The 26,637-nt window shown below is 74.3% G+C and carries 22 protein-coding genes; 14 read left to right on the top strand and 8 right to left on the bottom strand.

Annotated features, from left to right (window positions below; translation table 11 throughout):
- Window positions 1–130 precede the first annotated feature (130 nt).
- Both ACLJTM_RS09270 and ACLJTM_RS09265 read left to right on the top strand, forming a co-directional pair.
- Window positions 131–1,519, top strand: coding sequence for a bifunctional o-acetylhomoserine/o-acetylserine sulfhydrylase (locus ACLJTM_RS09270; protein WP_411102953.1), 1,389 nt, complete (start codon window positions 131–133; stop codon window positions 1,517–1,519).
- A gap of 2 nt (window positions 1,520–1,521) precedes the next feature.
- On the top strand, window positions 1,522–2,709 hold the full coding sequence (locus tag ACLJTM_RS09265; protein ID WP_411103284.1) for a homoserine O-acetyltransferase: 1,188 nt from the start codon (window positions 1,522–1,524) through the stop codon (window positions 2,707–2,709).
- An 88-nt stretch (window positions 2,710–2,797) separates the two neighbouring features.
- Here ACLJTM_RS09265 and ACLJTM_RS09260 read toward each other — a convergent pair whose 3' ends face one another.
- Window positions 2,798–3,400 (bottom strand): GOLPH3/VPS74 family protein, encoded by a 603-nt coding sequence (locus tag ACLJTM_RS09260; RefSeq protein ID WP_411102952.1) that lies wholly within the window; start codon window positions 3,398–3,400, stop codon window positions 2,798–2,800.
- Between the two features lie 291 nt (window positions 3,401–3,691).
- Between ACLJTM_RS09260 and ACLJTM_RS09255 the strand changes: the two genes are divergently transcribed.
- Window positions 3,692–6,085, top strand: coding sequence for an ATP-binding cassette domain-containing protein (locus ACLJTM_RS09255; protein WP_411102951.1), 2,394 nt, complete (start codon window positions 3,692–3,694; stop codon window positions 6,083–6,085).
- Window positions 6,086–6,715: 630 nt separating this feature from the next.
- Here the strand turns inward: ACLJTM_RS09255 and ACLJTM_RS09250 are convergent.
- A complete protein-coding gene (locus ACLJTM_RS09250; protein ID WP_411102950.1) occupies window positions 6,716–8,056 on the bottom strand; it encodes a DUF2254 family protein in 1,341 nt (446 codons plus the stop codon).
- A gap of 166 nt (window positions 8,057–8,222) precedes the next feature.
- Here ACLJTM_RS09250 and ACLJTM_RS09245 point away from each other — a divergent pair, with 166 nt between their 5' ends.
- Entirely contained in the window at window positions 8,223–9,089 is an 867-nt protein-coding gene (locus ACLJTM_RS09245) for a YhjD/YihY/BrkB family envelope integrity protein (RefSeq protein WP_411102949.1), read from the top strand.
- Between the two features lie 26 nt (window positions 9,090–9,115).
- Here the strand turns inward: ACLJTM_RS09245 and ACLJTM_RS09240 are convergent, their stop codons facing one another.
- Window positions 9,116–10,321, bottom strand: a complete 1,206-nt coding sequence (locus ACLJTM_RS09240) for a hypothetical protein (protein WP_411102948.1) — start codon at window positions 10,319–10,321, stop codon at window positions 9,116–9,118.
- 426 nt (window positions 10,322–10,747) lie between these two features.
- Between ACLJTM_RS09240 and ACLJTM_RS09235 the strand changes: the two genes are divergently transcribed.
- The gene (locus ACLJTM_RS09235; RefSeq protein ID WP_411102947.1) at window positions 10,748–12,991 is read left to right on the top strand and encodes a sulfatase-like hydrolase/transferase; all 2,244 of its coding nucleotides are present in this window, start codon (window positions 10,748–10,750) and stop codon (window positions 12,989–12,991) included.
- Window positions 12,992–13,037: 46 nt separating this feature from the next.
- Here ACLJTM_RS09235 and nadE read toward each other — a convergent pair whose 3' ends face one another.
- Complete coding sequence (nadE, locus tag ACLJTM_RS09230) at window positions 13,038–13,868, bottom strand: ammonia-dependent NAD(+) synthetase (protein WP_411102946.1); 831 nt, start codon at window positions 13,866–13,868, stop codon at window positions 13,038–13,040.
- 165 nt (window positions 13,869–14,033) lie between these two features.
- Between nadE and ACLJTM_RS09225 the strand changes: the two genes are divergently transcribed.
- Window positions 14,034–14,522 (top strand): hypothetical protein, encoded by a 489-nt coding sequence (locus ACLJTM_RS09225; RefSeq protein WP_411102945.1) that lies wholly within the window; start codon window positions 14,034–14,036, stop codon window positions 14,520–14,522.
- Between the two features lie 99 nt (window positions 14,523–14,621).
- Here the strand turns inward: ACLJTM_RS09225 and ACLJTM_RS09220 are convergent, their stop codons facing one another.
- Window positions 14,622–15,122, bottom strand: a complete 501-nt coding sequence (locus ACLJTM_RS09220) for a hypothetical protein (protein WP_411102944.1) — start codon at window positions 15,120–15,122, stop codon at window positions 14,622–14,624.
- A gap of 60 nt (window positions 15,123–15,182) precedes the next feature.
- Complete coding sequence (locus ACLJTM_RS09215) at window positions 15,183–15,974, bottom strand: YqjF family protein (RefSeq protein ID WP_411102943.1); 792 nt, start codon at window positions 15,972–15,974, stop codon at window positions 15,183–15,185.
- A gap of 299 nt (window positions 15,975–16,273) precedes the next feature.
- Between ACLJTM_RS09215 and ACLJTM_RS09210 the strand changes: the two genes are divergently transcribed.
- The 5 genes from ACLJTM_RS09210 to ACLJTM_RS09190 all read left to right on the top strand — a co-directional run bounded on the left by ACLJTM_RS09210 (window position 16,274) and on the right by ACLJTM_RS09190 (window position 19,766).
- A complete protein-coding gene (locus ACLJTM_RS09210; protein WP_411102942.1) occupies window positions 16,274–16,489 on the top strand; it encodes a hypothetical protein in 216 nt (71 codons plus the stop codon).
- Window positions 16,490–16,509: 20 nt separating this feature from the next.
- Complete coding sequence (locus tag ACLJTM_RS09205) at window positions 16,510–17,286, top strand: TetR/AcrR family transcriptional regulator (protein ID WP_411102941.1); 777 nt, start codon at window positions 16,510–16,512, stop codon at window positions 17,284–17,286.
- Window positions 17,283–18,431 (top strand): MAB_1171c family putative transporter, encoded by a 1,149-nt coding sequence (locus ACLJTM_RS09200; RefSeq protein WP_411102940.1) that lies wholly within the window; start codon window positions 17,283–17,285, stop codon window positions 18,429–18,431. The genes ACLJTM_RS09205 and ACLJTM_RS09200 overlap by 4 nt, the downstream gene beginning before the upstream one ends.
- A 334-nt stretch (window positions 18,432–18,765) precedes the next feature.
- A complete protein-coding gene (locus ACLJTM_RS09195; protein ID WP_411102939.1) occupies window positions 18,766–19,206 on the top strand; it encodes a helix-turn-helix domain-containing protein in 441 nt (146 codons plus the stop codon).
- Window positions 19,203–19,766: a toxin gene (locus ACLJTM_RS09190; protein WP_411102938.1), complete on the top strand. Its 564-nt coding sequence runs from the start codon at window positions 19,203–19,205 to the stop codon at window positions 19,764–19,766. Before ACLJTM_RS09195 ends, ACLJTM_RS09190 begins: the two co-directional genes overlap by 4 nt.
- 60 nt (window positions 19,767–19,826) lie before the next feature.
- Here ACLJTM_RS09190 and ACLJTM_RS09185 read toward each other — a convergent pair whose 3' ends face one another.
- Window positions 19,827–23,282, bottom strand: coding sequence for an aminotransferase class I/II-fold pyridoxal phosphate-dependent enzyme (locus ACLJTM_RS09185; protein WP_411103283.1), 3,456 nt, complete (start codon window positions 23,280–23,282; stop codon window positions 19,827–19,829).
- A gap of 29 nt (window positions 23,283–23,311) precedes the next feature.
- The gene (locus ACLJTM_RS09180; RefSeq protein WP_411102937.1) at window positions 23,312–24,262 is read right to left on the bottom strand and encodes an NAD-dependent epimerase/dehydratase family protein; all 951 of its coding nucleotides are present in this window, start codon (window positions 24,260–24,262) and stop codon (window positions 23,312–23,314) included.
- 161 nt (window positions 24,263–24,423) lie between these two features.
- On the opposite strand from ACLJTM_RS09180, the gene ACLJTM_RS09175 reads away from it, so the two are divergent.
- From ACLJTM_RS09175 to ACLJTM_RS09165, 3 genes are all read left to right on the top strand, one after another.
- On the top strand, window positions 24,424–25,353 hold the full coding sequence (locus tag ACLJTM_RS09175; protein ID WP_411102936.1) for a GNAT family N-acetyltransferase: 930 nt from the start codon (window positions 24,424–24,426) through the stop codon (window positions 25,351–25,353).
- Window positions 25,354–25,452: 99 nt separating this feature from the next.
- Window positions 25,453–25,797 (top strand): VOC family protein, encoded by a 345-nt coding sequence (locus tag ACLJTM_RS09170; protein ID WP_411102935.1) that lies wholly within the window; start codon window positions 25,453–25,455, stop codon window positions 25,795–25,797.
- Between the two features lie 112 nt (window positions 25,798–25,909).
- Window positions 25,910–26,626 carry a hypothetical protein gene (locus tag ACLJTM_RS09165; RefSeq protein ID WP_411102934.1) on the top strand — a complete coding sequence of 239 codons (717 nt, stop codon included), beginning with the start codon at window positions 25,910–25,912 and terminating at the stop codon, window positions 26,624–26,626.
- Window positions 26,627–26,637 lie beyond the last annotated feature (11 nt).

Below are 26,637 nucleotides of genomic sequence, written 5' to 3'. Positions count from 1 at the left end.
CCGCCCGTGGCCCTGCCCGGACACGGCCCGTGGCGCCGCCGCGGCTCCTGCGCACCTGCTCTCACCCCCGCATGACCTGCACGGCCGTCCCGTACGCCCGCCCGGGCACCGCACGCCACCCAGGAGAAGCATGAGCCAGCCGACCGACCCCGTCACCGCAGGACCCGCAGGTCCCGCGGCTCCCGCCGCTCCCGCCCCGGAGGGCGCGCCCACCGGACCCGACACGTCCGCATGGTCTTTCGAGACCAAGCAGCTCCACGCCGGCGCAGCCCCCGACCCGGCCACCGGCGCCCGGGCGGTTCCGATCTACCAGACCACCTCCTTCGTCTTCCGGGACACCCGGCACGCGGCCGACCTGTTCTCGCTCGCCGAGCCCGGGAACATCTACACCCGCATCCACAACCCCACCCAGGACGTCCTCGAACAGCGGGTCGCCGCGCTCGAAGGCGGCGTCGCCGCCGTGGCCCTCGCCTCCGGGCAGGCGGCCGAGACCCTGGCGATCCTGAACCTGGCGAGCGCCGGGGACCACGTCGTCGCCAGCGCCTCCCTGTACGGCGGCACGTACAACCTGTTCCGCCACACTCTTCCGCGGTTCGGCATCAAGGTGTCCTTCGTCGAGGACCCGGACGACCTCGACGCCTGGCGGGCGGCCGTCCGGCCCACGACCAAGGCCCTGTTCGCCGAGACCCTCGGCAATCCGCGCGGCAACGTCCTCGACGTCCGCGGCGTCGCCGACACCGCCCATGCGGCCGGCGTTCCGCTGATCGTCGACAACACCGTGCCCACGCCCTACCTCCTGCGCCCGATCGAGCACGGCGCCGACGTCGTCGTCCACTCGGCGACCAAGTTCCTCGGCGGCCACGGCACCACCATCGGCGGTGTCGTCGTCGACGCCGGCACCTTCGACTTCGGGGCGCACGCCGAGCGGTTCCCCGACTTCAGCGAACCGGACCCCAGCTACCACGGCCTGCAGTACTGGCCCGCGCTGGGCCCCGGTGCGTACGCCGCCAAGCTGCGCCTGCAGCTGCTGCGCGACCTCGGCCCCGCCATCGCCCCGCACTCCGCCTTCCTGCTGCTGCAGGGCGTGGAGACGCTGAGCCTGCGCGTGGAGCGCCACTCGTCCAACGCCCAGGTGCTGGCGGAGTGGCTGGAGCAGCGTGACGAGGTGGCGGTCGTGCACTACCCGGGCCTTCCCTCCAACCGCTGGTACGAGGCCGGCCGGCGCTACCTGCCGCGCGGGGCCGGAGCCGTGCTCTCCTTCGAGCTGCGCGGCGGCGCCGAAGCGGGCCGGCGCTTCGTGGACGGTGTGGAGCTCTTCAGCCACCTCGCCAACATCGGCGACGTCCGCAGCCTGATCATCCATCCTGCCTCCACCACCCACAGCCAGCTGGACGAGGAGCAGTTGGCCGCCACGGGCGCTGCCCCGGGGCTGGTGCGCCTGTCCGTGGGCATCGAGAACCCGGCCGACCTCAAGGCGGACCTGGAGGCCGGGTTCCGCGCGGCGAAGGGGGCGTCCTGAGCATCGGCGGGACAGGCTCCCCGCCGCCCGCGGGTCCCCCTCCCGCCACCGGGGCGTGGCAGGAGGGGGACCCGCCGGGACGCCGGCAGTGGCATGACCACCCGGGGCCCCTGCCCCTGGAGTCGGGCGGCCGGCTTCCCGGGGTCAGGCTGGCGTTCGAGACCTGGGGCCGGCTGGCGCCCGGGGGGACCAACGCGGTCCTGGTGCTGCACGCGCTGACCGGTGACAGCCACGTCGCCGGTCCGGCGGGGCCCGGCCATCCGACGGCCGGCTGGTGGGACGCCCTGGTCGGGCCGGGTCGGGCGCTGGACACCGACCGGTGGTTCGTGGTGGCTCCGAACGTCCTGGGCGGCTGCCAGGGCAGTACGGGTCCGGCGTCGCCCGGTCCGGACGGGCGGTGCTGGGGCGGCTCCTTCCCGCGGCTGACCCAGCGCGACCAGGTGCGGGCGGAGTCCGGGCTCGCCGACGCGCTGGGCATCGGACGGTGGGCCCTGGTGATCGGCGGGTCCATGGGCGGTATGCGGGCGCTGGAATGGGCGGTGTCGCGGCCGGGGCGCGTGGCGGCGCTCCTGCTGCTCGCCTGCCCGGCGGCGGCGAGCGCGGACCAGATCGCCTGGGCCAGCGCGCAGGTCCACGCGATCCGCGCCGACCCCGGCTGGCGCGGCGGCGACTACCACGACGCCGGACCGGGGCGGGGGCCGCACACGGGGCTCGGGATCGCCCGGCGCATCGCGCACACCACCTACCGCAGCGCCGCGGAACTGGAGGCCCGTTTCGGCCACCGCCCGCAGGACGGGGAGGACCCCGCGCGCGGCGGCCGCTACCAGGTCGAGTCCTACCTCGACCACCAGGCCGCCAAGCTGGTGCGGCGGTTCGACGCCGCCAGCTACGCCGTCCTGGCCGAGGCGATGAACACCCACGACGTCGGGCGCGGCCGCGGAGGCAGACGCGCCGCCCTCTCCCGGGTGGGCGCGAGGACGGTGGTGGCCGGGGTGGACTCCGACCGCCTCTATCCGCTGTCCCAGCAGGAGGAGCTCGCTGCCGGCATCCCGGGGGCGGGCGGGGTGCGGGTCATCGGTTCGCCGTACGGGCACGACGGGTTCCTCATCGAGACGGAGCAGACCGGCGCGCTGGTACGGGAACTCCTCGGCGGGGCACCGCAACCGCGCGGCGGCCCGCCGCCGCTCTGAGCCGGAACTCCGCCCCGGACACGGCGGAGCCGGTACCGGTGTAGATGCCGGTGTCGTGTCGGTGTCGGTGTCGGTGTCGGGGCGGGAGCTACGGGACTCGCCAGACGTTGGCGAACGCCGCGTTCTCGATCGAACGCCTCTGGCGCACGGCCTCCAGTTCCCGCACCGCGTCGTGCACGGCGGCCACCACCGTCGTCACCGCCTCGCCGCCCGGGGCCGCGTCCTCCTCGGACGCCCCGCCGCGGATCCCGAGGGCGCCGGCCAGGGCCAGCAGGACCGGCTCGTCCGCCTCCCAGTGGCTCAGCGCGCGGCGCCGGGCGGGCGTGTCGGCGAGTTCCATGCGCGTGGCCCCGAAGGGCAGCCGGCCGCGCCGGGCGTGCGTCAGCTGGCCGTCCTGCTCCAGCGCCGACTGGTAGGCCGCCGACAGGTCCCGGCCCCTGCGCCACAGCCAGTCCTCGACCGGCTCGTGGGGTTCCCGGCGGACCAGTGCCGCCGCCTCGCAGAGCAGCCGGTCCTCGGACGCCGGCGGCGGACCCGGCACGATGAGGTCACCGTCCAGGGCGACGGCCTGTAGGCGCAGGAGGTCGATCAGCTCGGCTCCCGCGAGGCACAGCGACAGGTCGCCCTGCCCCACGGAGCGCTCCGGCTGCGGCTCCACGGCCACGATGAACAGGTCTCTCGCCATGGTCATGTACGGCTCCTCGCAGTCCGGCCGAACGTGCTGCCCGTCGGGGGACGGTACTCCAGTATCGCCCCCGGTCCACGAGCCGCCGTCCGAGCGCCCACCACTGACCGGGCGGCGGCCGGTACGGTCCGGCGCAAGCGGCGCCCGGACCGGTCACGATCGGAGAAGCGCCCGCACGGGTGCCCGGCCTAGCCTGGCTGCTGCGGGTGCGGAGCACGCGCACGGCCGGACCGGGTGAGGCGACGGCGACGGAGGCGGGGTCCGCTCAGGCGGCTCCGCCCGACAGATGGAGACACGATGGACAGGGCCAAGAAGACGGTCGCGCAGTCGCCTGCGCCGCGCGGCGCCGGGAGCCATGACCTGATCCGCGTGCACGGGGCACGCGTGAACAACCTCAAGGACGTCAGCATCGAGATCCCGAAGCGGCGGCTGACGGTGTTCACCGGCGTCTCCGGGTCGGGCAAGAGCTCCCTGGTCTTCAACACGATCGCCGCGGAGTCCCAGCGGCTGATCAACGAGACGTACAGCGCCTTCGTGCAGGGCTTCATGCCGACCCTGGCCCGCCCGGAGGTCGACGTCCTCGAAGGGCTGACGACCGCGATCATCGTCGACCAGCAGCGGATGGGCGCCGACCCCCGTTCCACCGTGGGCACGGCCACCGATGCGAACGCCATGCTGCGCATCCTCTTCAGCCGGCTGGGGCAGCCGCACATCGGCTCGCCCAACGCCTTCGCCTTCAACGTCGCCTCGGTCCGGGCGAGCGGTGCGATCACCGTCGAACGCGGCAGCGGCACGAAGACCGTGAAGCAGACCTTCAGTCGCACCGGGGGCATGTGCACGCGCTGTGAAGGCCGCGGCTCGGTCACCGACATCGACCTCACCCAGCTGTACGACGACTCGAAGTCGATCGCGGAAGGCGCGTTCACCATCCCCGGCTGGAAGTCGGACAGCTGGTGGACGGTGCGGACGTACGCCGAGTCGGGCTTCCTCGACCCGGACAAGCCGATCCGCAGGTTCACGAAGAAGGAGATGCAGGACTTCCTGTACCGGGAGCCGACGAAGGTGAAGGTCGAGGGCGTCAACCTCACCTACGAGGGACTGATCCCGAAGATCCAGAAGTCGTTCCTGTCCAAGGACCGGGAGGCGATGCAGCCGCACATCCGGGCCTTTGTGGACCGGGCGGTCACCTTCACCACCTGCCCCGACTGCGACGGCACCCGGCTGAGCGCGGAGGCCCGGTCCTCGCTGATCGACGGGATGAGCATCGCCGACGCCTGCGCCCTTCAGATCAGCGACCTCGCCGCCTGGGTCGGGGGCCTGGACCTGCCCTCGGTGGCGCCGCTGCTCGCCACCCTGCGTCACACCCTCGACTCCTTCGTGGAGATCGGCCTCGGCTACCTGTCCCTGGACCGGCCCTCGGGCACGCTGTCGGGTGGTGAGGCGCAGCGCGTCAAGATGATCCGCCACCTCGGTTCACCGCTGACCGACGTCACGTACGTCTTCGACGAGCCGACGGTCGGGCTCCACCCCCACGACATCCAGCGGATGAACGGCCTGCTGCTGCGCCTGCGGGACAAGGGCAACACGGTGCTGGTCGTGGAGCACAAGCCGGAGGCGATCGCGATCGCCGACCACGTCGTGGACCTCGGTCCGGGGGCGGGTGCGGCGGGCGGCACCGTCTGCTTCGAGGGCACGGTCGAGGGGCTGCGCGCCGCCGACACCGTCACGGGCCGCCACCTCGACGACCGGGCCTCCCTCAAGGAGAGCGTGCGCAAACCCACCGGAGCTCTGGAAATCCGGGGGGCGAAGACCCACAACCTGCGCGGTATCGACGTGGACGTCCCGCTGGGGACGCTGGTGGTCGTCACCGGAGTCGCCGGCTCGGGCAAGAGTTCACTCGTGCACGGCTCGCTTCCAGCGGACGCGGAGGTGGTGTCGGTCGACCAGAGCGCGATCCGCGGTTCCCGTCGGAGCAATCCGGCGACCTACACCGGTCTCCTTGACCCGGTCCGCAAGGCCTTCGCGAAGGCCAACGGCGTGAAGCCTGCGCTGTTCAGCGCCAATTCCGAGGGCGCCTGCCCGAACTGCAACGGCATCGGCGTGGTCTACACGGACCTGGGGATGATGGCGGGCGTCGCCACCCCGTGCGAGGAGTGCGACGGTAAGCGGTTCGAGGCGTCGGTGCTGGAGTACCGCCTCGGTGGGCGCGACATCAGCGAGGTGCTCGCGATGTCGGTGGCGGAGGCCGTGGAGTTCTTCGGTTCCGGTGAGGCGCGCACCCCGGCCGCGCTCCGGATCCTGGAACGGCTCGCCGACGTCGGGCTCGGCTACCTGAGCCTCGGGCAGCCGCTGACCACGCTCTCCGGCGGCGAGCGGCAGCGGCTGAAACTGGCCACCCACATGGGGGACAAGGGCGGCGTCTACGTACTCGACGAGCCGACCACCGGCCTGCACTTGGCGGATGTGGAGCAGCTGCTCGGCTTGCTGGACCGGCTCGTCGACTCCGGGAAGTCGGTCATCGTCGTCGAACACCACCAGGCGGTGATGGCGCACGCCGACTGGATCATCGACCTGGGGCCGGGCGCCGGGCACGACGGAGGTCTGGTCGTGTTCGAGGGCACCCCCGCGGAGCTGGTCGCGGCCCGCTCCACGCTCACCGGCGAGCACCTCGCGGCCTACGTCGGCGCCTGACGGGCGGCCGGCACCCGGCCTCCGTCCGGCAACGGCCTCCCGGTCGCCGCCGGGTGTTTCGCGGGGCCGCAGCCCGCTCAGCAGCGGACGGGCCGGTCGGCCGGTCGGGCCCGGGGCGAGGGCCCCGCCGGCCGCAAGCCTCGGCCGGTAGGCCGGCACCCGGTCCGATGGCCTCCACGCCCCGGTCGGCCGGTCGGGCCCGGGCCGAGGGTCCCGCCGGCCGCAGGCCTCGGCCGGTGGGCCGGCGCCCGATCCGACGGCCTCCGCGCCGGTCAGGCGGCCTCCACACCCGGGTCGGCCCGTCGGGCCCGGGGCGAGGTCCCCGCCGGCCGCAAGCCTCGGCCGGTGGGCCCGCGCCCGGTCCGATGGCCTCCGCGCCGGTCGGTCCGCCGGGCCGGTGGCGCCACTCCGGCGGGCCTCGGCGCCAGTCCGTCAGCGCGGGTCCGGCGGGCTCGCCGCCGCCGGGACGTACGGCCCGCGCCGCGGGGCCTTCGGCAACAGCGCCCGGCGCGTGCCGGCAAGGCCCTTCGCCAGACGGCAACCCCCGTGACCCGCCGAGCCGCCGACCGGTGCTGGTTCTGGCCGTAGGCCGAGGCCGGCCGGCCGGCCGAGGGAGCCGGGGCGGGCGGGTCAGCTCCCCGGCGGCTCGGACCAGTGGAGGGGGAACCGCGCGGAGCCGGCGGCTTCGGTCCAGGTCAGGCGGCTCTCGACGACCGGGCGGCGCGCTGGCGGGCACGCCGCCCGGAGGCGGGTCAGCAGGAGGCGCAGGCGCAGCAGCGTCATCGGGGACTCGGCGGCGGCGACCATCACGTCGTCCACGGCGAGCCGCACGTACTGCTCCCAGGTGGGGACGGGCACGGTCAGCCGGACCGCTCCCCCCGGACCGGTGAAGGTGCCGATCGCCAGGTCCCGGCCGGCCAGGCGGGTCAGCAGGTCTTCGGTGTGGTCCAGCGTCTGCACCGCGGTGGCCGGGTCGTTGACCGCCGGGGACAGGGCGCGCAGGGTGATGTCCGCCAGGAGGCGCAGGGGCAGCCCGGGGTCCTGGTCGAAGGTGCGCTCCGGGCCGGTCCTCACCCCTTTGAGCACGGCCTGCGGCGGCACCCCCGGTCCGTGGATCCGGGCGAGCGGGGCGCCCCGGGGAAGGAAGGAGCCGGGGGCCGCCGCCAGCACGATGCGGCAGCCGTGGCGTTCCGCGGCGGCCGTCAGGGCGGGTACGTCGATCTGTTGGAGCACGGTCGCGTCGCCCGGCCACACGACGGTGGTACGGGTCCCGCCCGCCTCGTCTGCCTCGCTCGCCCCGTCCAGCCCGCCCGCCTCGTCCGCCTGGTCCGCCCCCGGCTCAAAGGTGTCCGGGACGTGCGGGGCGTGCGGGGCGTGCGGGGCGTACGGGCGGGCGTAGAGCGCGCCGATGAGCCGGTGGGCCCGCTCCGCGACCGAGGCGAGCGCGGGAGCGAGCTGGATCGCGGTGAAGGCGCGCGTCTGCAGGGTCCGCATGGCGGCGAGCGCCACCAGGGCGAACAGCACGGTGGCCATCGGGACGGCGACGGAGACCTGCTCCTTGTTGCCGGCGGCCAGTCCCGCGCTCACCGAGAAGAGGAAGACCCCGACGACGAAGGCGAAGGTCCACCAGACGATCGGGTCCTCCCGGAACAGTCCGAGGCGCGGCGTGAAGGTGCTCGCCGAGAACTGCACGACGAGGAAGAGCATGGAGTAGATGATCGCGACGAGGCTGACGATGCCGAACCCGATGGTGAACAGCATGGTCGACGCCCGTGCGGCGTCCACTTGCGGTCCCCCTTCGATGTGGGGGGCGAGCAGCCCGAGGACCAGCCCGACGGCGGCGCAGACCGCCTGGGCGAGGTTGCGGCGCATGGCCCGCGTCGGGCGGTGGAAGGCCCCGCCGGCGGGGCCGGCCGTGCGGCGCCCCCTTCCGGGCCGAAGGGGCGGGGTCACCTCAGCCGAGCCGGCCATGCGCACTCCTTCACGGGTCCCGCGGGAGGGGCGCCCGTGGCTGATGCAATCACGGGTGTGGCGGGCCCGAGTGGCGAAATGCCGGATACACCCGGATTTCCGTCATGGTTCTGGGCAAGGGCGGCGACGCCGCCCGCAGCAGTGCCCGTCCCGGAGGAGACCCGTCGTGTCCGAGCCGCAGAACGGAACGCGCCGCGCCCGCTTCGCCGTACCCGGCTGGATGCGCCGGCACACTCCCCTGCTGAGCCGGGTACTCGGCCAGTTCGCGGAGGTCCGGGTCCTGGACTGCGCCACCCGGCTGGCCGCCCAGGCCTTCCTCGGGGCGCTGCCGGCCGTCTTCGTCATCGGGGCGCTCGCACCGGACTGGCTCCAGGACCAACTCGTGTCCTCGCTGCGCAGAACGCTCGGGTTGCAGGACGCGGCGTTGGACCAGGTGCGGGACGTGTACGCCGGCACGGACCCGACCGCGCTGGCCGGCACTGGCGCGGTCGGCGTCGTGGTGACGCTGGTGTCCGCGACCGCGTGCAGCCGGGCCCTTCAGACGACGTGTGAACGCTCCTGGCACCTGCCCAAGGCGGGGGCGAGGCTGACGGCCTGGCGGTGGGCGGCCTGGCTCGGGATGTGGCTGGCCGCCCTGGTGTTCCAGGGAGCGCTCCAGACGGCCTTCGGCACCAGCCGCGTGGTCGGCTTCGTGCTGGCGGCGGTCAGCGGGGTGCTCCTGTGGTGGTGGACGCAGCACCTGCTGCTGGGCGGCCGCGTCCCGTGGCTGCCGCTGCTTCCCGGGGCGGTGCTGGCGGGGTTCGGGGCGGAGTTGCTGGTCCTGGGCTCGAAGGTCTACATGCCGGGGGCCGTGGAGCGCAGCATGCAGGAGTTCGGGCCCCTCGGCTCCGTCTTCGTGCTGCTCTCCTGGCTGATCGCGCTCTTCTTCGTCATTGCGGCCGCCATCGCCGTCGGCCAGGTCCTGGCGCACGAGCCCTGGGCGGTACGCCGGCTGCACACCGGGGCCGCGGCCGGGCCGGGCGGAGCCCCGTAGTCCTCGGGCCGGGCGGGGGCTTGCGGCTACCGGCCGGGCGGCGGGTCCTTGGCGGGGGTCGCCGCCGTGGCCCGGCCCGTGGCCGCGAGCAGTGCGAGGACCGCGAGCACGGCCAGGAGGATGAGCACGAGCAGCAGGACCGTCAGCACGGTCGGGTGGTTCCACAGGGCGAACACGAGCGCCAGGACGAGGAGCACGCCCGTGGTGAGGGCGCGCCGGTGGGCGTCGGCGAAGGTGCCCGCCGGGCCCGTGGTCAGCCCGTGGCCGGCGCCCCAGCCCGCGGCGGAGTCGGCCGCCCGGTCGGCGGTGCGGCGCAGGCTGCGCGGCAGCCGGCCGGCTCCGGACAGCCAGGCTCCGAGGGCCAGGACCACGCCGAGGACCACCGCGGTGCGCAGGGCGGCCCGCAGGAACCGCACCAGCGTGTCGAAGACGGCGGCGGCAGCCGCCGGGGACTGCACCTGTTCCGGCAGGTGGTCGAGGTAGTAGCGGCGCCCGAGGGCCAGCGCCCCCGCGACCAGCAGGCAGGCGGCGGCCGCGGCGAGGGCGGTGGCGGCCAGGGCCCGGCGTCGTCGCCGGGCGAGCAGCACCCCGGCCGCGCCCAGCAGCACGGTGAGGACGGGCAGCCAGTTGCCGACCCGGTCCAGGAGGTTCACCAGCCCTCTGATCTTGCCCAGCTCGGCGGACTGGAAGAGCACCATCTGCTTCTCGACGGCGGGGATCTTCGCGGCGGGCGAGAGCCCCGCGTCCACCAGGTCCTCCTTCACCTTGTCCACGGCCGCGCCGACGTCGAGGGTGACGGTGCCGCCCTCGACCCCCACCGCGCCGCGGCCCTGCCCGGTCAGTGCGTGCACCACGGCCGTGTGGGCGGCCCGGTTGGCGCGCGTCCACACCGCCTCGAACCGGTCGCTGCCGACGAACCGGGTCGCGGCCTTCGAGACCACCTGGTCGGCGGCGGAGTCCAGCTGGGGCCCCAGCGCCTTGACCGCCGTGCCGACCCGGGGCGGCAGACCCTGCTTCTCCAGCCAGGCCGCCAGGTCCGCCGTCACGCGGGGCCCGTCCACCTTCACGTCGGCCGCTTCGGTGATCCGGTGCACGGCCGCCGCTTCGATGGCCGGGTCGGAGGCGAGCGGTGTGACGGTGGAGACGTACCGGTCGGTGTCCAGCACGATGTCGTGCACCCAGACCGTGATCAGGGACAGCGGCACGAGAAGGCAGGTCAAGGTCAGCAGCACGGCCGACAGGACGCTCCGTGCGGTCCGTCCGGACCGCGAGATGGTCCGGCCGGGAGGCGGCGGGGCCGCTTCGCCGCGAGGTTCGGACGGCAGACTCATGGCACTCCCGGCGACGACTGCGGACGTGATCCGTTTCCGCTCATTGCACACGCTCCCGCACCGGTGCGCGCGTTGTGCTGGGCCTGACGGGCGGCGGCCTGCCCTGTCGCCGCACCGGCCGGGCGGCGGCCCCGTCACACGTTCTTCATGCCCCGTGCATGGTCCCCGCGCGTTACCCACCCCATGATCGGCATCGGCGGGACGACCGCGGCCTCCCGGGCCCCCGGTCGGCCGCTGCCTTGCCCTGCCCTGCCCCTGCCCCGCCACCGCACCTCACGCCGTTTCACCTCGCCTCACATCACGTCACGTCACCGAGGAGCTGCCCCCATGCCCAGCCGCCGTCGCTTCCTGGCCGGGTCGGCCGCCACGCTCGGCGCGGCCGCCGTACCCGGGACCGCCGCGGCCGCCGCGCCGGAGCCTGCCCCGGCGGGGGCCACCGGGGCCGGTGCGGCCGCCCCCGCCGCCTCCCGGCCGCCGAATCTCGTCGTCGTCCTCGCCGACGACCTGGGCTACGGGGAGCTCGGCGCCTACGGGCAGAAGCTGATCGGTACGCCCCGGCTGGACCGGCTCGCCGCCGAGGGGCTCCGCTTCACGGACGCCTACTCCACGGCCGCCGTCTGCGCCCCGTCCCGCTGCTCCCTGCTGACCGGGCTGCACACCGGGCACTCCACGGTCCGGGCCAACCCCTCCGGGGTGCAGGGCTCGCTGAACGCGTCCGACACCACGTTCGCGCAGGTCCTGCGGGCCCGCGGCTACCGCACCGCGGTCGTCGGCAAATGGGGTTTCGGACCGGAGGCCGCGGACCAGGAGAGCCATCCGGCGGCCCGCGGGTTCGAGGAGTTCTACGGGTACATCGACCACGGCCACGCCCACCAGTACTACCCGCAGTACCTGTGGCACAACGCGGTCAAGGAGACGATCCCGGCGAACGCGGGCGGCGCCAGGAAGGTGTACGCACCGGACCTCATCGAGCAGCGTGCGCTGGAGTTCATCGGCGCCCACGCGGCCGAGCCGTTCCTCCTGCTGCTGACGCCGACCGTGCCGCACGCCCCCAGCGACGTCCCGGACACCGGCGCCTACGCCGGCCGGCCCTGGTCCGCCGCGGACAAGGGCCACGCGGCCCAGGTCGGCCGGTTCGACTCGCTGGTCGGCAAGGTGGTCGACCGGCTGCGCGCTCTCGGCCTGGAACAGGACACCGTCCTGCTCGTCACCAGCGACAACGGTCCCCACGAGGAGGGCGGGGTCAACCCCGACCTGTTCGATGCGAACGGGCCGCTGCGCGGCTACAAGCGGAACCTGTACGAGGGCGGGGTGCGCGTCCCGTTGCTGGCGTGGGGGCCCGGCAGGGTCCGCCAGGGCGACAGCGACCGTCCGACCTCCCTGACCGACATCCTCCCGACCCTCGCGGAACTCGGCGGCGCCCCCGCCCCCGCGGACGTGGACGGGCTCTCGGCCGCTCCCCTGCTCGCGGGAAGCCCCGATGCGGCCCGCCACGGGCACCTGTACTGGTTCCGCGACGAGAGCGGGGTGACCGCGCGCGCCGACGCCCAGGACAACAAGCGCGCCGGCTGGCTGGCCGAGGCGGTCCGCAAGGACCAGTGGAAGGCCGTCCGCTTCGCCCCCCAGCGCCGGCACGACCTTCCCGACGCCCAGTGGCAGGTCGAGCTGTACGACCTGGCCGCCGACCTGGGCGAGACCCGAGACCTCGCGGACCGGTACCCGGCCCGGGCCGCCGAGCTGGTGGCGCTGATGCGCTCCTCGTGGAAGGACAGCTACGCGCGGACTCCGTTCGGCACCCGTCTGACGCTGCCGCCGGCCATCGTCCCGGGCCGGGCCTCCACCGTGACGGCCACGCTGGCCAACGGCTCCGCCCGGCCCTGGACCGGAGCAGGACTGGTCCTGCGGGCCCCGGCCGGCTGGACCGTGTCCGCCACTTCGGCGACCACCGCGGACCAGCTCCCGGCCGGTGCCCGGCTCACCGCCTCCTGGCAGGTCACCGCGCCGGCGGCCGCCGAACCGGGACGGACCTGGGAGTTCACCGCGGAGGGCAGCGCGGTCACGCCTGCGGGCCCGGTCCGCTATCCGGCCCGGGGCGGCGTGGGGACGGCCCCGCCCGCCCCCGCCCGCGACTCGTACCTGTCCGATCTCTCCTGGATCAGCGCCGCCAACGGCTGGGGCCCGGTGGAACGCGATGCCTCGAACGGCCGGAACGCCGCCGGGGACGGCCCGCCGATCTCCTTCGGTGGTACGGCGTACGCCAAGGGCCTGGGCGTCCACGCGCCCAGCGACATCGCCTACCACCTCGGCGGCGCCGGCCTCCGGTTCACCGCCCTGGTCGGCATCGACGACTTCTCGGCCGCCCAGAGCGCCCTGGGGGCCACGCGGGCCAGGGTCTACGGCGACGACCGGCTGCTGCTGACCACACCCACCCTGACGGCGGCGGGCGGGCCCGTCCCGGTGGACGTGGACGTCCGGGGCGTCCATGTGCTGCGGCTGGTGGTCGAGGACGCCAATCAGCGCTCGTCCTTCGACCACACGTCGTGGGCCTTGGCCCGCGTCACCGTGGCCTGAGCCGGCGGACGGTCCCGCCGCCGGGGGCTGCGGCCCGTCCGGGCGGTTACGGAGCGATCGGGAGCTGCCGCTTGTGCTCGGTGAGGCGGTAGCGGCGGACGATGGTGTCGAAGGCGCGCGGGTCGACCGGCTTGCCCTCCAGGAAGTCGTCGATCTCGTCGTAGGTGACGCCCAGCGCGTCCTCGTCGGCCTTGCCCGGGTCCAGGGTCTCCAGGTCCGCCGTGGGGATCTTCCACACCAGTTCGGCGGGGGCACCGAGCAGGTCGGCGCACGCCCGTACCCGGCGCTTGGTCAGCCCGGTCAGCGGGACCACGTCGGCGGCGCCGTCGCCGAACTTGGTGAAGAAGCCGGAGACGGCCTCGGCGGCGTGGTCGGTGCCGACGACCAGCGCGTCGTGGGCGCCGGCCACCGCGTACTGGGCGATCATGCGCTGGCGGGCCTTGATGTTGCCCTGCACGAAGTCCTGGTGGGCGGCGTCGCGGAAGACGGTATCGCCGGCGAGGGCCGCTTCCAGTGCGGCGTCGCTCGCGGGCCGCACGTCCACGGTCAGCACCCGGTCGGGGTTGATGAATTCCAGGGCGAGCTGGGCGTGGTGCTCGTCGGCCTGGACCCCGTAGGGTAGCCGCATGGCATAGAAGGTGGCGTCGTGGCCGGCTGCGCGGGCGCGTTCCACGGCGAGCTGGCACAGCCGCCCGGCGGCGGTGGAGTCCACACCTCCGCTGATGCCGAGCACCAGGCCGCGCAGGCCGGTGGAGGTGAGGCGCTCGGTGAGGAAAGCCACCCGACGCTCGATCTCCAGCCGTGCGTCGAAGGTCTCCGGCACCTGGAGTTCCCGGGCGATCTGCTGCTGCAGGGCGGTGGACGCCGGCTTGCTCACGGCTGCTCCTCGTGGTCGTTCGTCGTACGGGGTGTGCTGTCCCGCCGACCCTAGTCGAAGCCCTCGGGCGGCGGGCCGCCGCCCGGGTGCGGGGACCACGCGGATGGGGGAAGCTGGGTACGGCCGTGCAGCAGGCGGCCGCGGCAAGGCGAGGAAGGTCCCCCCGTGAACGTCTCACCAGGTGAACGCCCCGCACGCGCGCCCCGCTCCCGGGCGCGGACGACGACCGTGCTGTGCGCGGCAGCGGTCCTGGCGGCCTCTGCCGTGATCTCGGCCTCCGCGCATGCGGGTGCCGTCGCGCCGGCGCCGGCCGCCGACCCCGTGGTGGTCGTGGACTGCTCCTCGAAGGCGCAGGTACGCCCCGAGGAGTACCTGCTGGCCTGCGGAGACGGCAACAACCGGTTGGTCGGGCTGCATTGGGACACCTGGGGGCCGGGGACCGCGACGGCCACCGGCACCGACATGGTGAACGACTGCCGTCCCTACTGCGCCGCGGGCCGTTTCCGCGCCTATCCGGTGACGGTGACGCTGAGCCACCCGGAGGCCTGGCCGGACCAGCCGGACCTGCGGCGCTTCACGACGGTCCGGATCCTCTACACGGACACCGCGCCGGACCCGGTGGCCAAGGACGTGACGTACCGGCTCGTGTACTGACGCCGACGGCGCCGCCGCGGCCGGATGCCGGCCGCGGCGGCGCCGTTCGTCCGGCGCGGGCGTGCCCCGCCGGCATGCGCCCTGCGGGGAGCAGGTGTCTCAGAGGGCGCTCTTGGAGGCCGTGTCGACGACGCACTCCTTGTACTCGCTGCCGTCACCCTTGCCCGGGTAGGGCGTCGTAGCCTCGGCGGGGGCGGACGCGCCCGCCTTGACCTTGAGCCCGGTGACGCGGGCCTGTGCGGGGGTGGCGCTGGTGGCGCTGTCCCCGCGGAACTTCATGGTGACGTTGTACGTGTAGTCCACGGAGCCGTTGTTGGTGACGGTGAGCCGGGCGACCAGGTTCTTGCCGGAGTCGTCCAGCTTGCAGGTGTCGATCTTGATGTCGCGCTCGGCCTTGTTGCTGCTGCCGGAGCCTCCGGGCACGGAGGAACCACCGGAACTGCTGCTGCTGTTGCCGTCGCTGTTGTTGCTGCCGCCGCTGGAACTCGAGCTTGAGCTGTGGCCCCCGCCGCAGCTGCCGCCGTGGGAGCCGCGGGCCCCGGTGAGTGCGACGACTGCGATACCGAAGACGGCGACCGCGCGGACATGGCGAAGCTTCACGTTCTACCCCGTTGGAAAGTCAGGAAACCGAAAACACCCGCTTGACGGGCACACGTCACCCTAACAGCGCGAGCCGGGCCCCTTGCCCGCCGCGCGGCCCGGCGGACGGGGCGGGGGCCCGAAGCGGACCGGGACACCGGGCGAGTACAGCACGCTGGCCGCGGGCGCGGCCGGTGCGCTCAGCCCCGCGGCGGCGATCAGGTCCTCGTCGCAGTCGAGGAGCCGGGCGCGGTGCAGCGGCCAGCTCGGGTGGGCGTTGGGCAGGTACAGGGAGCGTCCGAAGAAGGTGCTGTGCATGCCCCAGCGGGCGGTGAGGAAGTGTTCGAGCGCGGTGGGCTCCTCGATACGCTCCCCGATCCGTACGGAGATCCTGCTGCGGGCGCCCCGCGGTCCGGGCCACCGCCGGGCGCTGCCGTACGTCACGGTGCGGCCGTCGCGGTGGACCGACATCCGCGACCACACGTACGGCAGGCGGAACACGGAGCGTGCCACCAGCACGGGGATCAGGCGGGCGGCGTCGAGGGAGCGGAACACCACGCCCCGGCGACCGTGGCCGTCCACGGAGTAGAGGCGGACGTTGGTCTCCGGGAAACTCCCGAGGTAGGGGATGCCGGGCAGGCCCAGCCACCCGACGCGGTGCATCCGGAAGGCCACCAGGCCGACGTACGTGACCCCGTCCAGCGTGTCCGGCGCGGTTCCGGACGGAAGCAGCGGGGCCACGTCGGCGGGGTCGACGGCCCAGTGCAGAAAGGCCAGGTCGCGCCAGGCCTGGGTGAGGAGCGCGCGGTTCGCCGCGTGCGGGGCGACGGCCGTCACGGGTTCCGGTTCCACGGAGCGCGGATTCAGCGGCATGCCGCCAGTATCGCGGAGCGGGGCGGCGGACGGCGGGCGGCGGGCGGCGGGCCGCGGGCGCCGCGGGGCATGCGGCAGGGGCCGCCGGAGGCAGCCGGGCGGGGTGCTGGGGCGGCGCCGGCAGTACCGCTCGAACCCGCCTCGCACACCCGCAATCCATCGGGGGCAGTCAGCGTGAAGTCCGCACCCCCCGGGTATGCGTCCGTCACGGTGAGTACCCTTCACCCGTCGCGGCGGCCGGCGCCGCTCACGGTCCCTTCCCGGTGCCGTAACGGCCGTCCCCCACCCGAGGAGTCCTCATGGCCGTCCTCACCACGCTCGCCGTGGTCCTCGGCGCCTGGTGCGCCGCCAGCATCATGACCGCCGCGCTGTACACCGCACTGCGCAGCCACCAGGTCCGCCGGCAGCGGGCGACGGCGTGCGCCGTCCCGGGCGGTGCCGTCGGCCGGTGCGGTACGCAGGCGATCGCCGGGAGTTCACGGAGGTCTCGGGCGAACGCCCCCGACGTCTGGTGACCGACGGGTACGGTTCGGCCATGGATGCTTCCCGAACACCTGCACCGGCGGCAAGCGCCGGCCGGGACCGGACCCTCAAGGCCGCGGCACGCCAACTGCTGGCGGAAGCAGGGGCGGCGGGGCTTTCCCTGGAGGCCGTCGCCGCGCGTGCCGGGTGGTCCGCCGACGAGGCCGCAGCCGTCTTCCCGCACCGGGACGACCTGTTGACCGCGCTGGTGGTCGACGCCTACGAGCAGTCGGCCGCCGCGATGGAGCAGGCCGACCGGGACGCCACCGGGGCCGGGGCGGGGGCGCGGCTCCTTGCCGTGGCCCGGGCGCTGCGCGCCTGGTCCTTCGCCCACCCCGCGGAGTTCACCCTGATCTACGGTTCGCCCGTGCCGGGCTACCACGCTCCGCAGGACACCGTGGCGCCCGCCTCGCGCACCCCCGCGGTCCTCGCCGGGATCGTGCGCTCCGCCTTGGAGGGCGGGGAACTCGCGCCGCCCGAGCGCCCGTTCAAGGGCCCGTCGCTGCTCCGGCCCGAGGCCGTGGAGCTGTTCGGGGGCGCGCCCGAGGCCCCGTACGCGGACCTCGTCGAGCGCGGCATCGTCCTGTGGAGCAGTCTCATCGGCCTCCTCGTATTCCAGGTCTTCAGCCGTACCCACGACAGCGTCCGTGACGAGGCCGCGTACTTCGACTTCGCCGTCGCCGTGGCGGCCGAGGGCATCGGCCTGGTGGTCGCGCCGGCCGGGCACACCCGCGCCGACGGGTCCGCAGCTGCGCCGCACGCGCCGCACGGACGGGACAGCAGGCCGTGAACACCACCAGGACCCTCTGCTTCGTCATAGCGGCGCTCGCGTCGTACGCCGCTCTCGTCTACCGCCTGTGCCAGGTGAAGCGCAGTTGGCACGACAGCGCCTACCGCACCCTGCTCACCACCCTGCTGCTCCAGTGCCTCACCTTCACGATGGGCGCCGTCGCCATGGGGAGCGGGAGCTTCCTGGGAGTCGGCAATCTGGCCGTCCTCCTGATGCACGTGTCGGCGGTGCTGTTCTGCGTCAGCGCCCAGATCATCCTGCTGCGCTGGGCGGCCGCCACCGAGGAGGCGGCGCGCAGGGCGCGCTACTGGCTGATCGCGGGCACCGCCCTCAGTGCGCTTCTGGTGGCGCTCTTCCTCGTCGCCGACGGGACGTCCCGGCCCGCCGAGGACTTCAACACCGGCAGTGGCCAACCCCTGGTGCTCACCTACCTGCTGGTGTTCATCGTGTCCCAGGCGGTGCCGTGCGTGACGATCTTCCGCCAGTGCGGTCCGTACGCCCGGATGACCGGCAAGGCCTCGCTGCGGCAGGCCCTGCGGATGCTGTCGGTGGCCGCGGTGATCCTGTTCCTTTACTGCCTGTGCCGGACGGTCAACATCCTCACCGCTGCGTGGGGCGTGGACATCGGTGTCTGGCAGCTCGCGTCCAACGTGTTCAGCGCGCTCGGCATCGTGACGCTGTCCCTGAGCCTGACCCTGTCGTCCTGGGAGACGCCCGCCGCCAAACTGCTGGACTGGGCGCGCAGTTACCGTGCCTACCGGGCGCTGTACCCGCTGTGGCGGGACCTGTACGAGTCCTCCCCGGACATCGTGCTGGAGCCGCCGGTGTCCGCCGCCGTCTCCGATCTGGACTACCGGCTGCACCGGAGGGTCATCGAGATACGCGACGGGTGGCGGGACCTGCGCCCCTACATCGACCGCGCCGCGCACGGCGCGGACCCCGAGGGGAGTGAGGAGTACCGGCAGGCCTTCGCGGAGGCGGCCCAGATCAGGCAGGCGCTGCAGGCCAAGCGCGCGGGCACGATCCCTGACCACAACAAGGACGCGGGGGACTTCGACGACCGCGACACGGACAACTTCACGGCCGAGGTCGCCTGGCTCACCAAGGTGGCATCGGTCTACCGCCGGCTCGGCAGGGCGAGGTGAGGGCTCCCGCCCGGTCTGCCCCCCGTCAGGCCGGGCGGGTCTTCCCCCGCTGCTCCCCCGTGGCACCCCGGGTCCCCCGGATTCCCCCCGTGTGTACGGCCCGGGCCCTGCGAGTACCCCCGCCCAGGCCGGCCCCCATCCCCCGAGGGCCGGCCCGGAACGGGCTCCGACAACCACCAACCAACCCGACTACCCCCGTAAGCGAAGTTAGCTGTCAGCTATCGGCGAGGTCCACGGTGGCGGAATCTCGGCAGATTGTCAACTGACCGCTAATCTGCAAAACTGTTGGATAGCTGAGGGCAATGCCGAGGAGGTGACGGAAGGGAGATTCGCAGTGTCCGAGACTGAGGACCGGCCCATGCTGGCAGTACGTCTGGACGACCTCTTCAAGACGGTCCGTCCCAAGGGCAAGCACTGGACCAACGCCGAAGTGGCGGAGGAACTGAAGCGGGCCAACCCCGAACTCAAGGTCGGCGGCGTGTACTTGTCCCAGCTGCGGACGGGCAAGCGCTCCAACCCCTCCCCGGACCTGCTGGCCGCCCTGGCGCGCTTCTTCGGCGTCTCGGTCGCCTACTTCTTCGACGACAAGGTCGCCGAGTCCGTGCTCAGCCAGGTCGCCGCCATCGAGGCGCTGCGGCAGGCGGGGGTGCGCTCCGTCGCGATGCGGGCCGCGGGGATGAAGAAGGAGAACCTCCAGGCCATCACGGCCATCATGGACCAGTACCGGCAACTGCAAGGGCTCCCGCCGGTCACCGACCCCGCGGACCCGGAGTGAAGCTCACCGGGAAGGGGAGGTCGGCCGACCAGGACCGCCGCACCCAGCTGAAGAAGCTCCGCAAGGACGGCGCGCGGCGGATAGCGGAACTCGCCCTGCCCAAGGGCGCCGACTTGGCCGAGCTCTGCCGCTACCTCGGCGAGATCCGCGACCGCCCCATCACGCTGGTCCCGATGCAGATGCCCGCGTCGCAGCCCTGCGGCATGTGGGTCGCCGCCCGCGACGAGGACCTGATCTTCTACGACGCCAACACGACCGGCGCGCATCAGGAGCACATCATCTTGCACGAGCTGGGCCACATCATCTGCTGCCACCGCGGGGCCGGTTGGCTGGACGAGGCGAGTGCCCGCCTCCTCTTCCCCAACCTCGACCCCGACCTCGTGCGCGACATGCTCCTGCGCGCCACCTACGACGACGTCCAGGAGCAGGAGGCGGAGGTCATCGCCTACCTCCTGTCCCAGCGGCTGAGCGGCGGCGGGCAGGAGCAGGGCGCGGCCCCGGACGGCGGCGCCCCCGGAAAGTCCGACATGCTCAGCCGGATCGAACGCACCCTGTTCTGACGCTCCCCCGCGGCCGGAGGGGCCCTGCCGTACGCCGGCCGCCCCCGGGTCGGCCCCGGGTCACCTCCCGGTGGCCGGAGCCGTGGCCGCCACCTCCTCGGCCAGCACCGACACGGCCCGCCGGATGTCCTCCTCGCGGTGGTCGCTGGTGAGGAAGAAGCGCAGCCGCGCAAGCCCCTCCTCGACGGCGGGGTGGAAGATCGGGTCGGCGACGATGCCCCGGGCGAAGAGCCGGTCCGCGACCTCCAGGGTCCGTGCCGAGTCGCCGAGCAGGCACGGGACCACCGGGGTGTGTGCGCTGGAGCCCGTCGGCAGTCCGGCCCGGGCGGCCAGCGCGCGGAAGAGGTCCGCATTGCGGTGCAGCGTACGCACCCGGTGGGGCTCCGCGACGATCAGCTCCGTGGCGGCCAGGGCGGCGGCGGCGTTGGGCGGGGTCAGGCCGACGCTGTAGACGAACCCCGGCAGGGTGTGCCGCAGCCACCGCACCGTCCGGGCCGAGCCGCCGAGGTAGCCGCCGCAGCTGGCGAAAGCCTTGGAGAGGGTGCCCATCCACAGGTCCACCCCCGACCGGTCGACGCCGAAGAACTCCCCGATGCCCCGGCCGTACGCGCCCACCGTGCCGATGCTGTGCGCCTCGTCGACCATCACCAGGGCCCCGTGGCGCTTCTTCAGCTCGATCACCGCAGGAAGGTCGGCGAGGTCGCCGTCCATGCTGTAGGCCCCTTCGACGACGATCAGTGCCCGCCGGAACCGGGGCCGGTTGAGCCGCAGCAGGTGTTCCAGCTGCTCCGTGTCGTTGTGGGCGAACGGGCGCCGCGCGGCGCCGGACAGCAGGCAGCCCTGCAGGATGCTGTCGTGGGCGAGCGCGTCGTGCACCACCAGGTCCCCCGGGCCGACGAGGTGCCCGATCGCGGTGACGTTGGTGGCGTGGCCGCTGACGAGGGTCAGGCAGTCCGCGACGCCGAGGAAGGCCGCGAGGGCCCGTTCCAGCCGGACCGTCAGCTCCCGCTCGCCGGAGAGCATCCGGCTGGCGGAGACCGAGGTCCCGTACCGGGACACGGCCGCGCGGGCGGCCTCGTTGACCGCCGGGTGGCCGGAGAGTCCGAGGTAGTTGTAGCTGCCGAAGGACAGGTAGGGGCGGCCGGCGATCACGGTCGTGTCGCGGATGGTGCCTTCGTGGACCCGGAAGTACGGGAAGTCCGCCCCGCCGGCGGTGATCGCGTCGAACCGTTCCTCGAACTGCGCCACCTCCGGGAAGGCGTCCACGCAGGTGGTCGCAGGGTCGGCGGCCTGCCCGGCTGCCGCCTCCCGCTGCCGGGGAACCGGTGCGCGGCGGGCGAGGGGTGCTCCGTGCGGCGGGGGCGGCGGGGGCGGCGACTGCGGCTGCGGGGGGCCGGGCAGGTGCGGGCCGACCAGGGCGGTCAGTTCGTCGATGGTGAGCCCGGGACGGAAGATCTCCTCGGTGGTGAAGCCGGGGGCGCGCCTGGCCAGTGCGACCTCCAGTTCCTGGAGCATCAGGGAGTCGAAGCCCAGGTCGGTGGTCAGGGCCATCCGTCCGCTGAGGTCGGACAGCGGGAACACCCCGGCCCGCGACACCGCTTCGAGGACCACGGATGCGCCGGCCCCGCCGGCGCTCTGGGCCGCTTGCGGCGCTGCGGGCTCCGGAGCGGGCTCCGGCGGGTCCCCGACGTCGCGGGCGGACGCGTCGACGACCCAGTGGTGCCGGGGCGCGAGCGGGCTCGGCGGCAGCGTGCAGGGGGGCGTGCGGTCCTGGTCGGGGAGCAGCCCCGGCCCGGTCACGGCCCGCCGTGCGAGCCGGTCCAGCGCGGCGGCGCGCTCCCCGGCCGGCAGCGAGCCCGGCGCCGGGACGGCGAGGGCTTCTTCGGGCCGGCCGGGCGGCGCGGTTCCCGCCACCTGCCCGGGTCCGAGTTCCCCGGTGAGGCCCGCTGCGACCGCCTCGGCCGCGGCCGTCAGCCGGGTGACGGCCTCGTCGGGGTCCCGGGCCACCAGGGCCAGGCGCTGCGCGAAGGGCGTCCGGCGGGCGAGCGTACCGGCGACGGCGGCGGGCGGCAGGCGGTCGTCGGCGACGGCCCGGGCGATCTCCCGGGCGTGCCGGGCCAGTCCCTCCCGGTCGCGGGCGGTGAGCAGCAGGAGGTGCGGCTCGGCGTCCGGTGCCGGGCGGGCCGGCGGCGCGGGGCTCTCCTCCAGCACCATGTGGACGCCTGTGCCGCCGAAGCCGAAGGCGCTGACCCCGGCCCGCCGGGGCCCGTCGGCCGCCGGCCAGGGCGCGGGCTGCGTCGCGATGGTCAGCCCTGCGGCGTCGAGCCGGGTGCGGTCGGCCAGGGCGAACGGCGGCTGCGGCGGCACCACTCCCCGGTGGACGGCCAGGACGGCCTTGACCAGCCCGGCCATTCCGGCGGCGTTCAGTGCGTGCCCCACCACGGCTTTCACGGCGCCCAGGTAGGCGGGCGCGGCCCGTTCACCGCGCAGTTCGTGCAGGACGGCGACCTCGACGGGATCCCCGACCCTGGTCCCGGTGCCGTGCGCCTCCAGGAAGCCCACGGAGCCCGGTGCGAGGTCCGCGTCGCGGTAGGCCCGGCGCAGGGCGCGCAGCTGCCCGGCGGCCTGCGGGTGCATGCCGCCCTGCACCGTGCCGTCGTTGGCGCTGCCCACGCCCCGGATCACGGCGTAGACCCGGTCCCCGGCCTCCAGGGCGTCGGCCAGCGGCCGCAGGACGAGGACCCCGGCGCCTTCGCCGAGGACGAAGCCGTCGGCCTCCGCCCCGAAGGGCAGGCACCGGCCGCTGCGGGAGACCGCTCCGATCCGGCTCAGCCCGATCAGCAGGTCGGGGGCGAGGATCAGCTGGGCGCCGCCGGCCAGGGCGATGCGGCTGCGGCCGGCGCGCAGGGCGTGCACGGCGTTCGCGACGGCCATCAGCCCGCCGGAGCAGGCCGCGTCCAGTGCGTAGCTCTCTCCGTGCAGGTCGAAGACGGAACTGATGCTGTTGGGACCCATGTTGAGCAGCAGGCCCGCCACGGAGGTGCCGTGCAGGGCGTCGACGGCGCGGACCGCCTCGGGCCAGCGGGGATCGGGCACGCGGGCGCCGAACTCTCCGCCGGTGAGCTGCTTCATCCGGATGCGCATGGTGCTGAGTTCGCGGTAGCCGCTCTCGGTGAGGGAGGTGATCACCGAGGTCTCCTCCCGGTCGAAGCCCTCGGCCTCCCATCCCGCGTCCTGGATCGCTTCGCGGGCGAGGTCGATCAGCAGCCGGTGCTGGGGGTCCATCGACTTGGCCCGGCGGGGCGGGATGCCGTAGTGGGCGGCGTCGAAGTGGCCCACGTCCGGCAGCAGCGCCATGGTGTCGGTGGAGGCGGAGGAGCTGTCCCGGAAGTCGTCGCTGAGGAAGGCGGCGCTGCGCCAGCGGGTGTCGGGGACGGTGGAGAACTGTGCCTGCGGGGCCGTGAGGAGCCGCCAGAACTGGTTGAGGTCCCGCGCTCCGGGGAAGCGGCAGGCCATCCCCACGACGGCTATGTCCTCCCGCCGGGTCACGGCCGTCGTCCGGTGCCGGCCAGCCGCTCGCGCCACCAGTCCACCGTCGCCTTGACCTGTTCGTCCAGCGGGGTGGCGCGGACCGCGAACTCCTTCTCGTAGGCCCGCGTGTCGACGAGGAACGGGAGGTCGAACTGGTAGCGGACCTCCTTCAGTTCGCGCAGCATGGGCGAGAACACCGCGGCTGCCCGCAGGAGCGCCGGGGACAGCCCGCGTACGGGGACCGGCGCGGTCCCCGCCTCCGCGGCGAGGCGGTCCGTCATCTGCCGTACGGACAACGCCGGTCCGGTGGGCACGTGCCAGGCCCTCCCCCAGGCCCGTTCGTGCCCGGCGGCCTCGGCCAGGGCCCGGGCCACGTCGGGGAGGTAGGTCCAGCTGTGCGGGGCGTCGGGGTCGCCGAGTGTGGAGACGGGCTTGCCGCGCAGCAGGCGGGGAAGGACCCGGCCGGCCAGGTGGCCGCCGTCGGTCACGCCCGGGCCGAAGAAGTCGGAGGCCCGCAACTCCACTGCCCTGAGGCGCCCTTGGTGGTGCCGTTCCCGGGCGCCCTCCCAGACCGCGGCGCGCACCCGGCCCTTGGTTCCGGTCGCGGCGAGCGGCAGGTCCTCGGTCAGGGGCCCTTCGACGGGACCGTAGCCGTACAGGTTGCCGAGCAGGACCAGCACGGCCCCGGTCTCCTCGGCGGCCGTGTACAGCGCCGAGGCCAGCGGGGGCCACTTGCCGGCCCACTGCGGGTAGGGAGGGGCCGCGCAGCCGAAGACGGCGGCCGCGCCGCGCACGGCGGCGGTCAGCGCCGCGCCGTCCGCCGCGTCCAGTGCGATGTGCTCGATCCCGGGCTCCGGCGCGCGCCCCGTTCTCGTGACGACCCGGACGGAATGCCCCTGCGCGACGAGCAGGCGAGCAGTAGCGGCCCCAGCGGGCCCGAAACCGACAACCACGTGTGAGCTCACGGGCCGACCCTACGTGAGCCCGCGGACATCGCCCATGCGTTCCCCGGCCACGTCGGCCCGGAACCCGTCCGGCCGCCGGGTAATCGACTGGTGGGCCGAGGGGCGCGGGGCTACCGTCGCCGGGTGCCCCTGCACTTCCCCGACCGTACGAAGGACTGCCCGTGGTCGTGATCCGCCCCGCCCGCCCCCGTGAACTGCCCGCGCTGTTGGAGTTCCCCGACGACGCCGAGCGCAATGCGGCGACCCGCGCCTACCTCGGCGAGCTGCTCGCGGCAGGGTGCACGCGTCCCGAGTGGTGCCTGGTCGCCGAGGACGGCGGGGGCGCGCCGGTGGGCAGCGCGGTGCTGTGGACCCTGCCCGGGCAGGAAGTGCCGTATGCCGTCGTCCTGTTCGAGGCGCCGGGGTCTGCCGAGGTGGCGGCCGCGCTGCTGGAGTCGGCCGCCGCGACGGCGCGCAGCCTCGGTGCGGACGAGCTGGAGCACGTCGTGGACGCGCCCGCCCAGGCACCGCAGTTCCAGCGGGACCCGGAGCGCCGCGCGGAGCTGCTGCGCTCCGCCGGGTTCCGCGTCATCCGCGACGGGCGCCGGTTCCGGTGGGCGGCCGGGGCTGAACTTCCGCCCGTCGATGCCCGGTTGGACTTCCGCAGCCTTGACCGCCTCGGACCCGCCCCCTTCCTCGCCCTCCTGGCGGAGCTGCTCGGCGAGACGGCGGACGCCCGGCTGGCCGCCGATGTCGTGCGGTACGGAGCACGGCAGGCGGCCGAGCGGCTCTTCGAGGAGACGGCGGAACTGCGGCACGAGCCGCACTGGTGGGAGATCGGCTACGACGGGGACGGCACCCCGGCGGTCATCAGCCTTCCCGCGGAGAACCCGAGCGTGGCGGTGATCGGCTTCGTGGGTGTGGCGCCCGCCCACCGCGGCAAGGGGTATGCCGCCGCGGCCGTGGTCCGGGGCACACGGCTCCTCGCGGCGAACGGCGCCCGGGAGGTCCGCGGGGACTGCGACGCGGCGAACGCCGCGATGGCGAAGGCCTTCACCCGGGCCGGCTACCGGAACTTCGCCGAGCGGCTGGAGTTCAGCCGCCCGCTGTGAGCCCCCGGGGCCGCGGGCCCGGTCCGGCCGCCGCGCCCCCCGTCCCCGCCTCCGCCGCCCCCGCGGCGCGTGGCGGGACCGGCGGCCTATGCTCGGTCCATGCGCGCCCGCCTGCACCAGATCGTCGTGGACAGCCGCGACCCCGGAACGCTCGTCCGGTTCTGGGCCGCCCTGCTGGGCGGCGAACCGGTCGACCGGGGCCGCGGCTGGTCGCACGTCGAGCCGCCCGGCTTCGCCCGGCTCGCCTTCCAGCCGGTGCCCGGGGACAAGGCCGGGAAGAACCGCCTCCACCTCGACATCGCCGTCGAGGACGTCGCGGCGGCGGCGGCCGGGGCCGTACGCCTGGGGGCTGCTCCGGCGGGCGCTCCGGTCACCGACGACCAGGGGTCCTTCCAGACGATGTACGACCCCGAGGGCAACGAGTTCTGCTTCGTCGGCCCTTGACGTCAGGCCCGGCCGGCGGGGTGGCTCAGGCCGCCTCGGCCACCTGTACGAAGAGGCCGCCGACCCGTGTGACCATGTCCCCTCAGTCACATCCGTACCTCATGGGGGGACCATGCGCACCCGTACCACCACCGCCGCCACCGGCCTCGCCGCCGCACTCGCGGCGCTGCTCGTCCTGGCCGGCTGCACCTCACCGGGCACGCGCCCGGGGGCGGCGGACCAGCCGACCCCGCCGCCCGCGCAGAGTTCCGCGCCCGGCGGTCAGGGCGGGTTCGAGGGGCCCCGGCCGCAGGACCAGAACCTCCTCGCGTGGACCGGCGACCCCAACGACGCGGGGCACGTCACTGCGCAGTCGGCTGCCGGGGTCGGTGGACGGATCACCCTCGTACGGATCGTCCTGCGCGAGGAGATCACCTGGTCGAACATCTGGCTGGGGCTGGCCGGCATCGACCCGAACGCCCGTCTCGTCAACTGCCACCTCGGCGTGTACGACGCGGGCGGCGCCCTGCTCGCGACGACCCCGGACATCTCCCCCCAGCTGATGACGGAACCGATCGCCAAGCCGCTGGCCCTCGCCAAGCCGTTCACCGCCCCGCCCGGCACCTACTTCATCGCCCTGCTGCTGAACGGCGAGTGGGCCACCAACGCCCTCACGCTCAAGTCCACGGGCGCGGGCATCTCGGTCAACGCCGGCCTGGCGCCCCCGCAGCTGCGGTACAGCACCGTGCTGACCGGGCAGACCTCGCTGCCCGCCGCGGTGAACCTCGCCGAGCAGTCGCAGGGCATCATCAACACCGGCTGGGCCAGCCAGTGGTACGCCGTCTCCTGAGCGGCGGGAGG

It is taken from the genome of Streptomyces sp. cmx-4-9, from assembly GCF_046548835.1.
In the GTDB taxonomy this organism is placed as follows: Bacteria; Actinomycetota; Actinomycetes; order Streptomycetales; family Streptomycetaceae; genus Streptomyces.
The sequence above is the reverse complement of the archived record's forward strand: the minus strand, read 5'-3'. Positions and strand labels throughout refer to the sequence as shown.

Excerpts from the sequence above, each read along its gene's own strand:
- ACLJTM_RS09170 (WP_411102935.1), top strand. The coding sequence starts at position 25,453 with ATGCGCGCCCGCCTGCACCAGATCGTCGTGGACAGCCGCGACCCCGGA.
- ACLJTM_RS09260 (WP_411102952.1), bottom strand. The coding sequence starts at position 3,400 with ATGACCATGGCGAGAGACCTGTTCATCGTGGCCGTGGAGCCGCAGCCG.
- ACLJTM_RS09270 (WP_411102953.1), top strand. The coding sequence starts at position 131 with ATGAGCCAGCCGACCGACCCCGTCACCGCAGGACCCGCAGGTCCCGCG.
- ACLJTM_RS09205 (WP_411102941.1), top strand. The coding sequence starts at position 16,510 with ATGGATGCTTCCCGAACACCTGCACCGGCGGCAAGCGCCGGCCGGGAC.
- ACLJTM_RS09215 (WP_411102943.1), bottom strand. The coding sequence starts at position 15,974 with ATGCCGCTGAATCCGCGCTCCGTGGAACCGGAACCCGTGACGGCCGTC.
- ACLJTM_RS09210 (WP_411102942.1), top strand. The coding sequence starts at position 16,274 with ATGGCCGTCCTCACCACGCTCGCCGTGGTCCTCGGCGCCTGGTGCGCC.
- ACLJTM_RS09235 (WP_411102947.1), top strand. The coding sequence starts at position 10,748 with ATGCCCAGCCGCCGTCGCTTCCTGGCCGGGTCGGCCGCCACGCTCGGC.
- ACLJTM_RS09165 (WP_411102934.1), top strand. The coding sequence starts at position 25,910 with ATGCGCACCCGTACCACCACCGCCGCCACCGGCCTCGCCGCCGCACTC.
- ACLJTM_RS09255 (WP_411102951.1), top strand. The coding sequence starts at position 3,692 with ATGGACAGGGCCAAGAAGACGGTCGCGCAGTCGCCTGCGCCGCGCGGC.
- ACLJTM_RS09250 (WP_411102950.1), bottom strand. The coding sequence starts at position 8,056 with ATGGCCGGCTCGGCTGAGGTGACCCCGCCCCTTCGGCCCGGAAGGGGG.
- ACLJTM_RS09185 (WP_411103283.1), bottom strand. The coding sequence starts at position 23,282 with ATGGCCTGCCGCTTCCCCGGAGCGCGGGACCTCAACCAGTTCTGGCGG.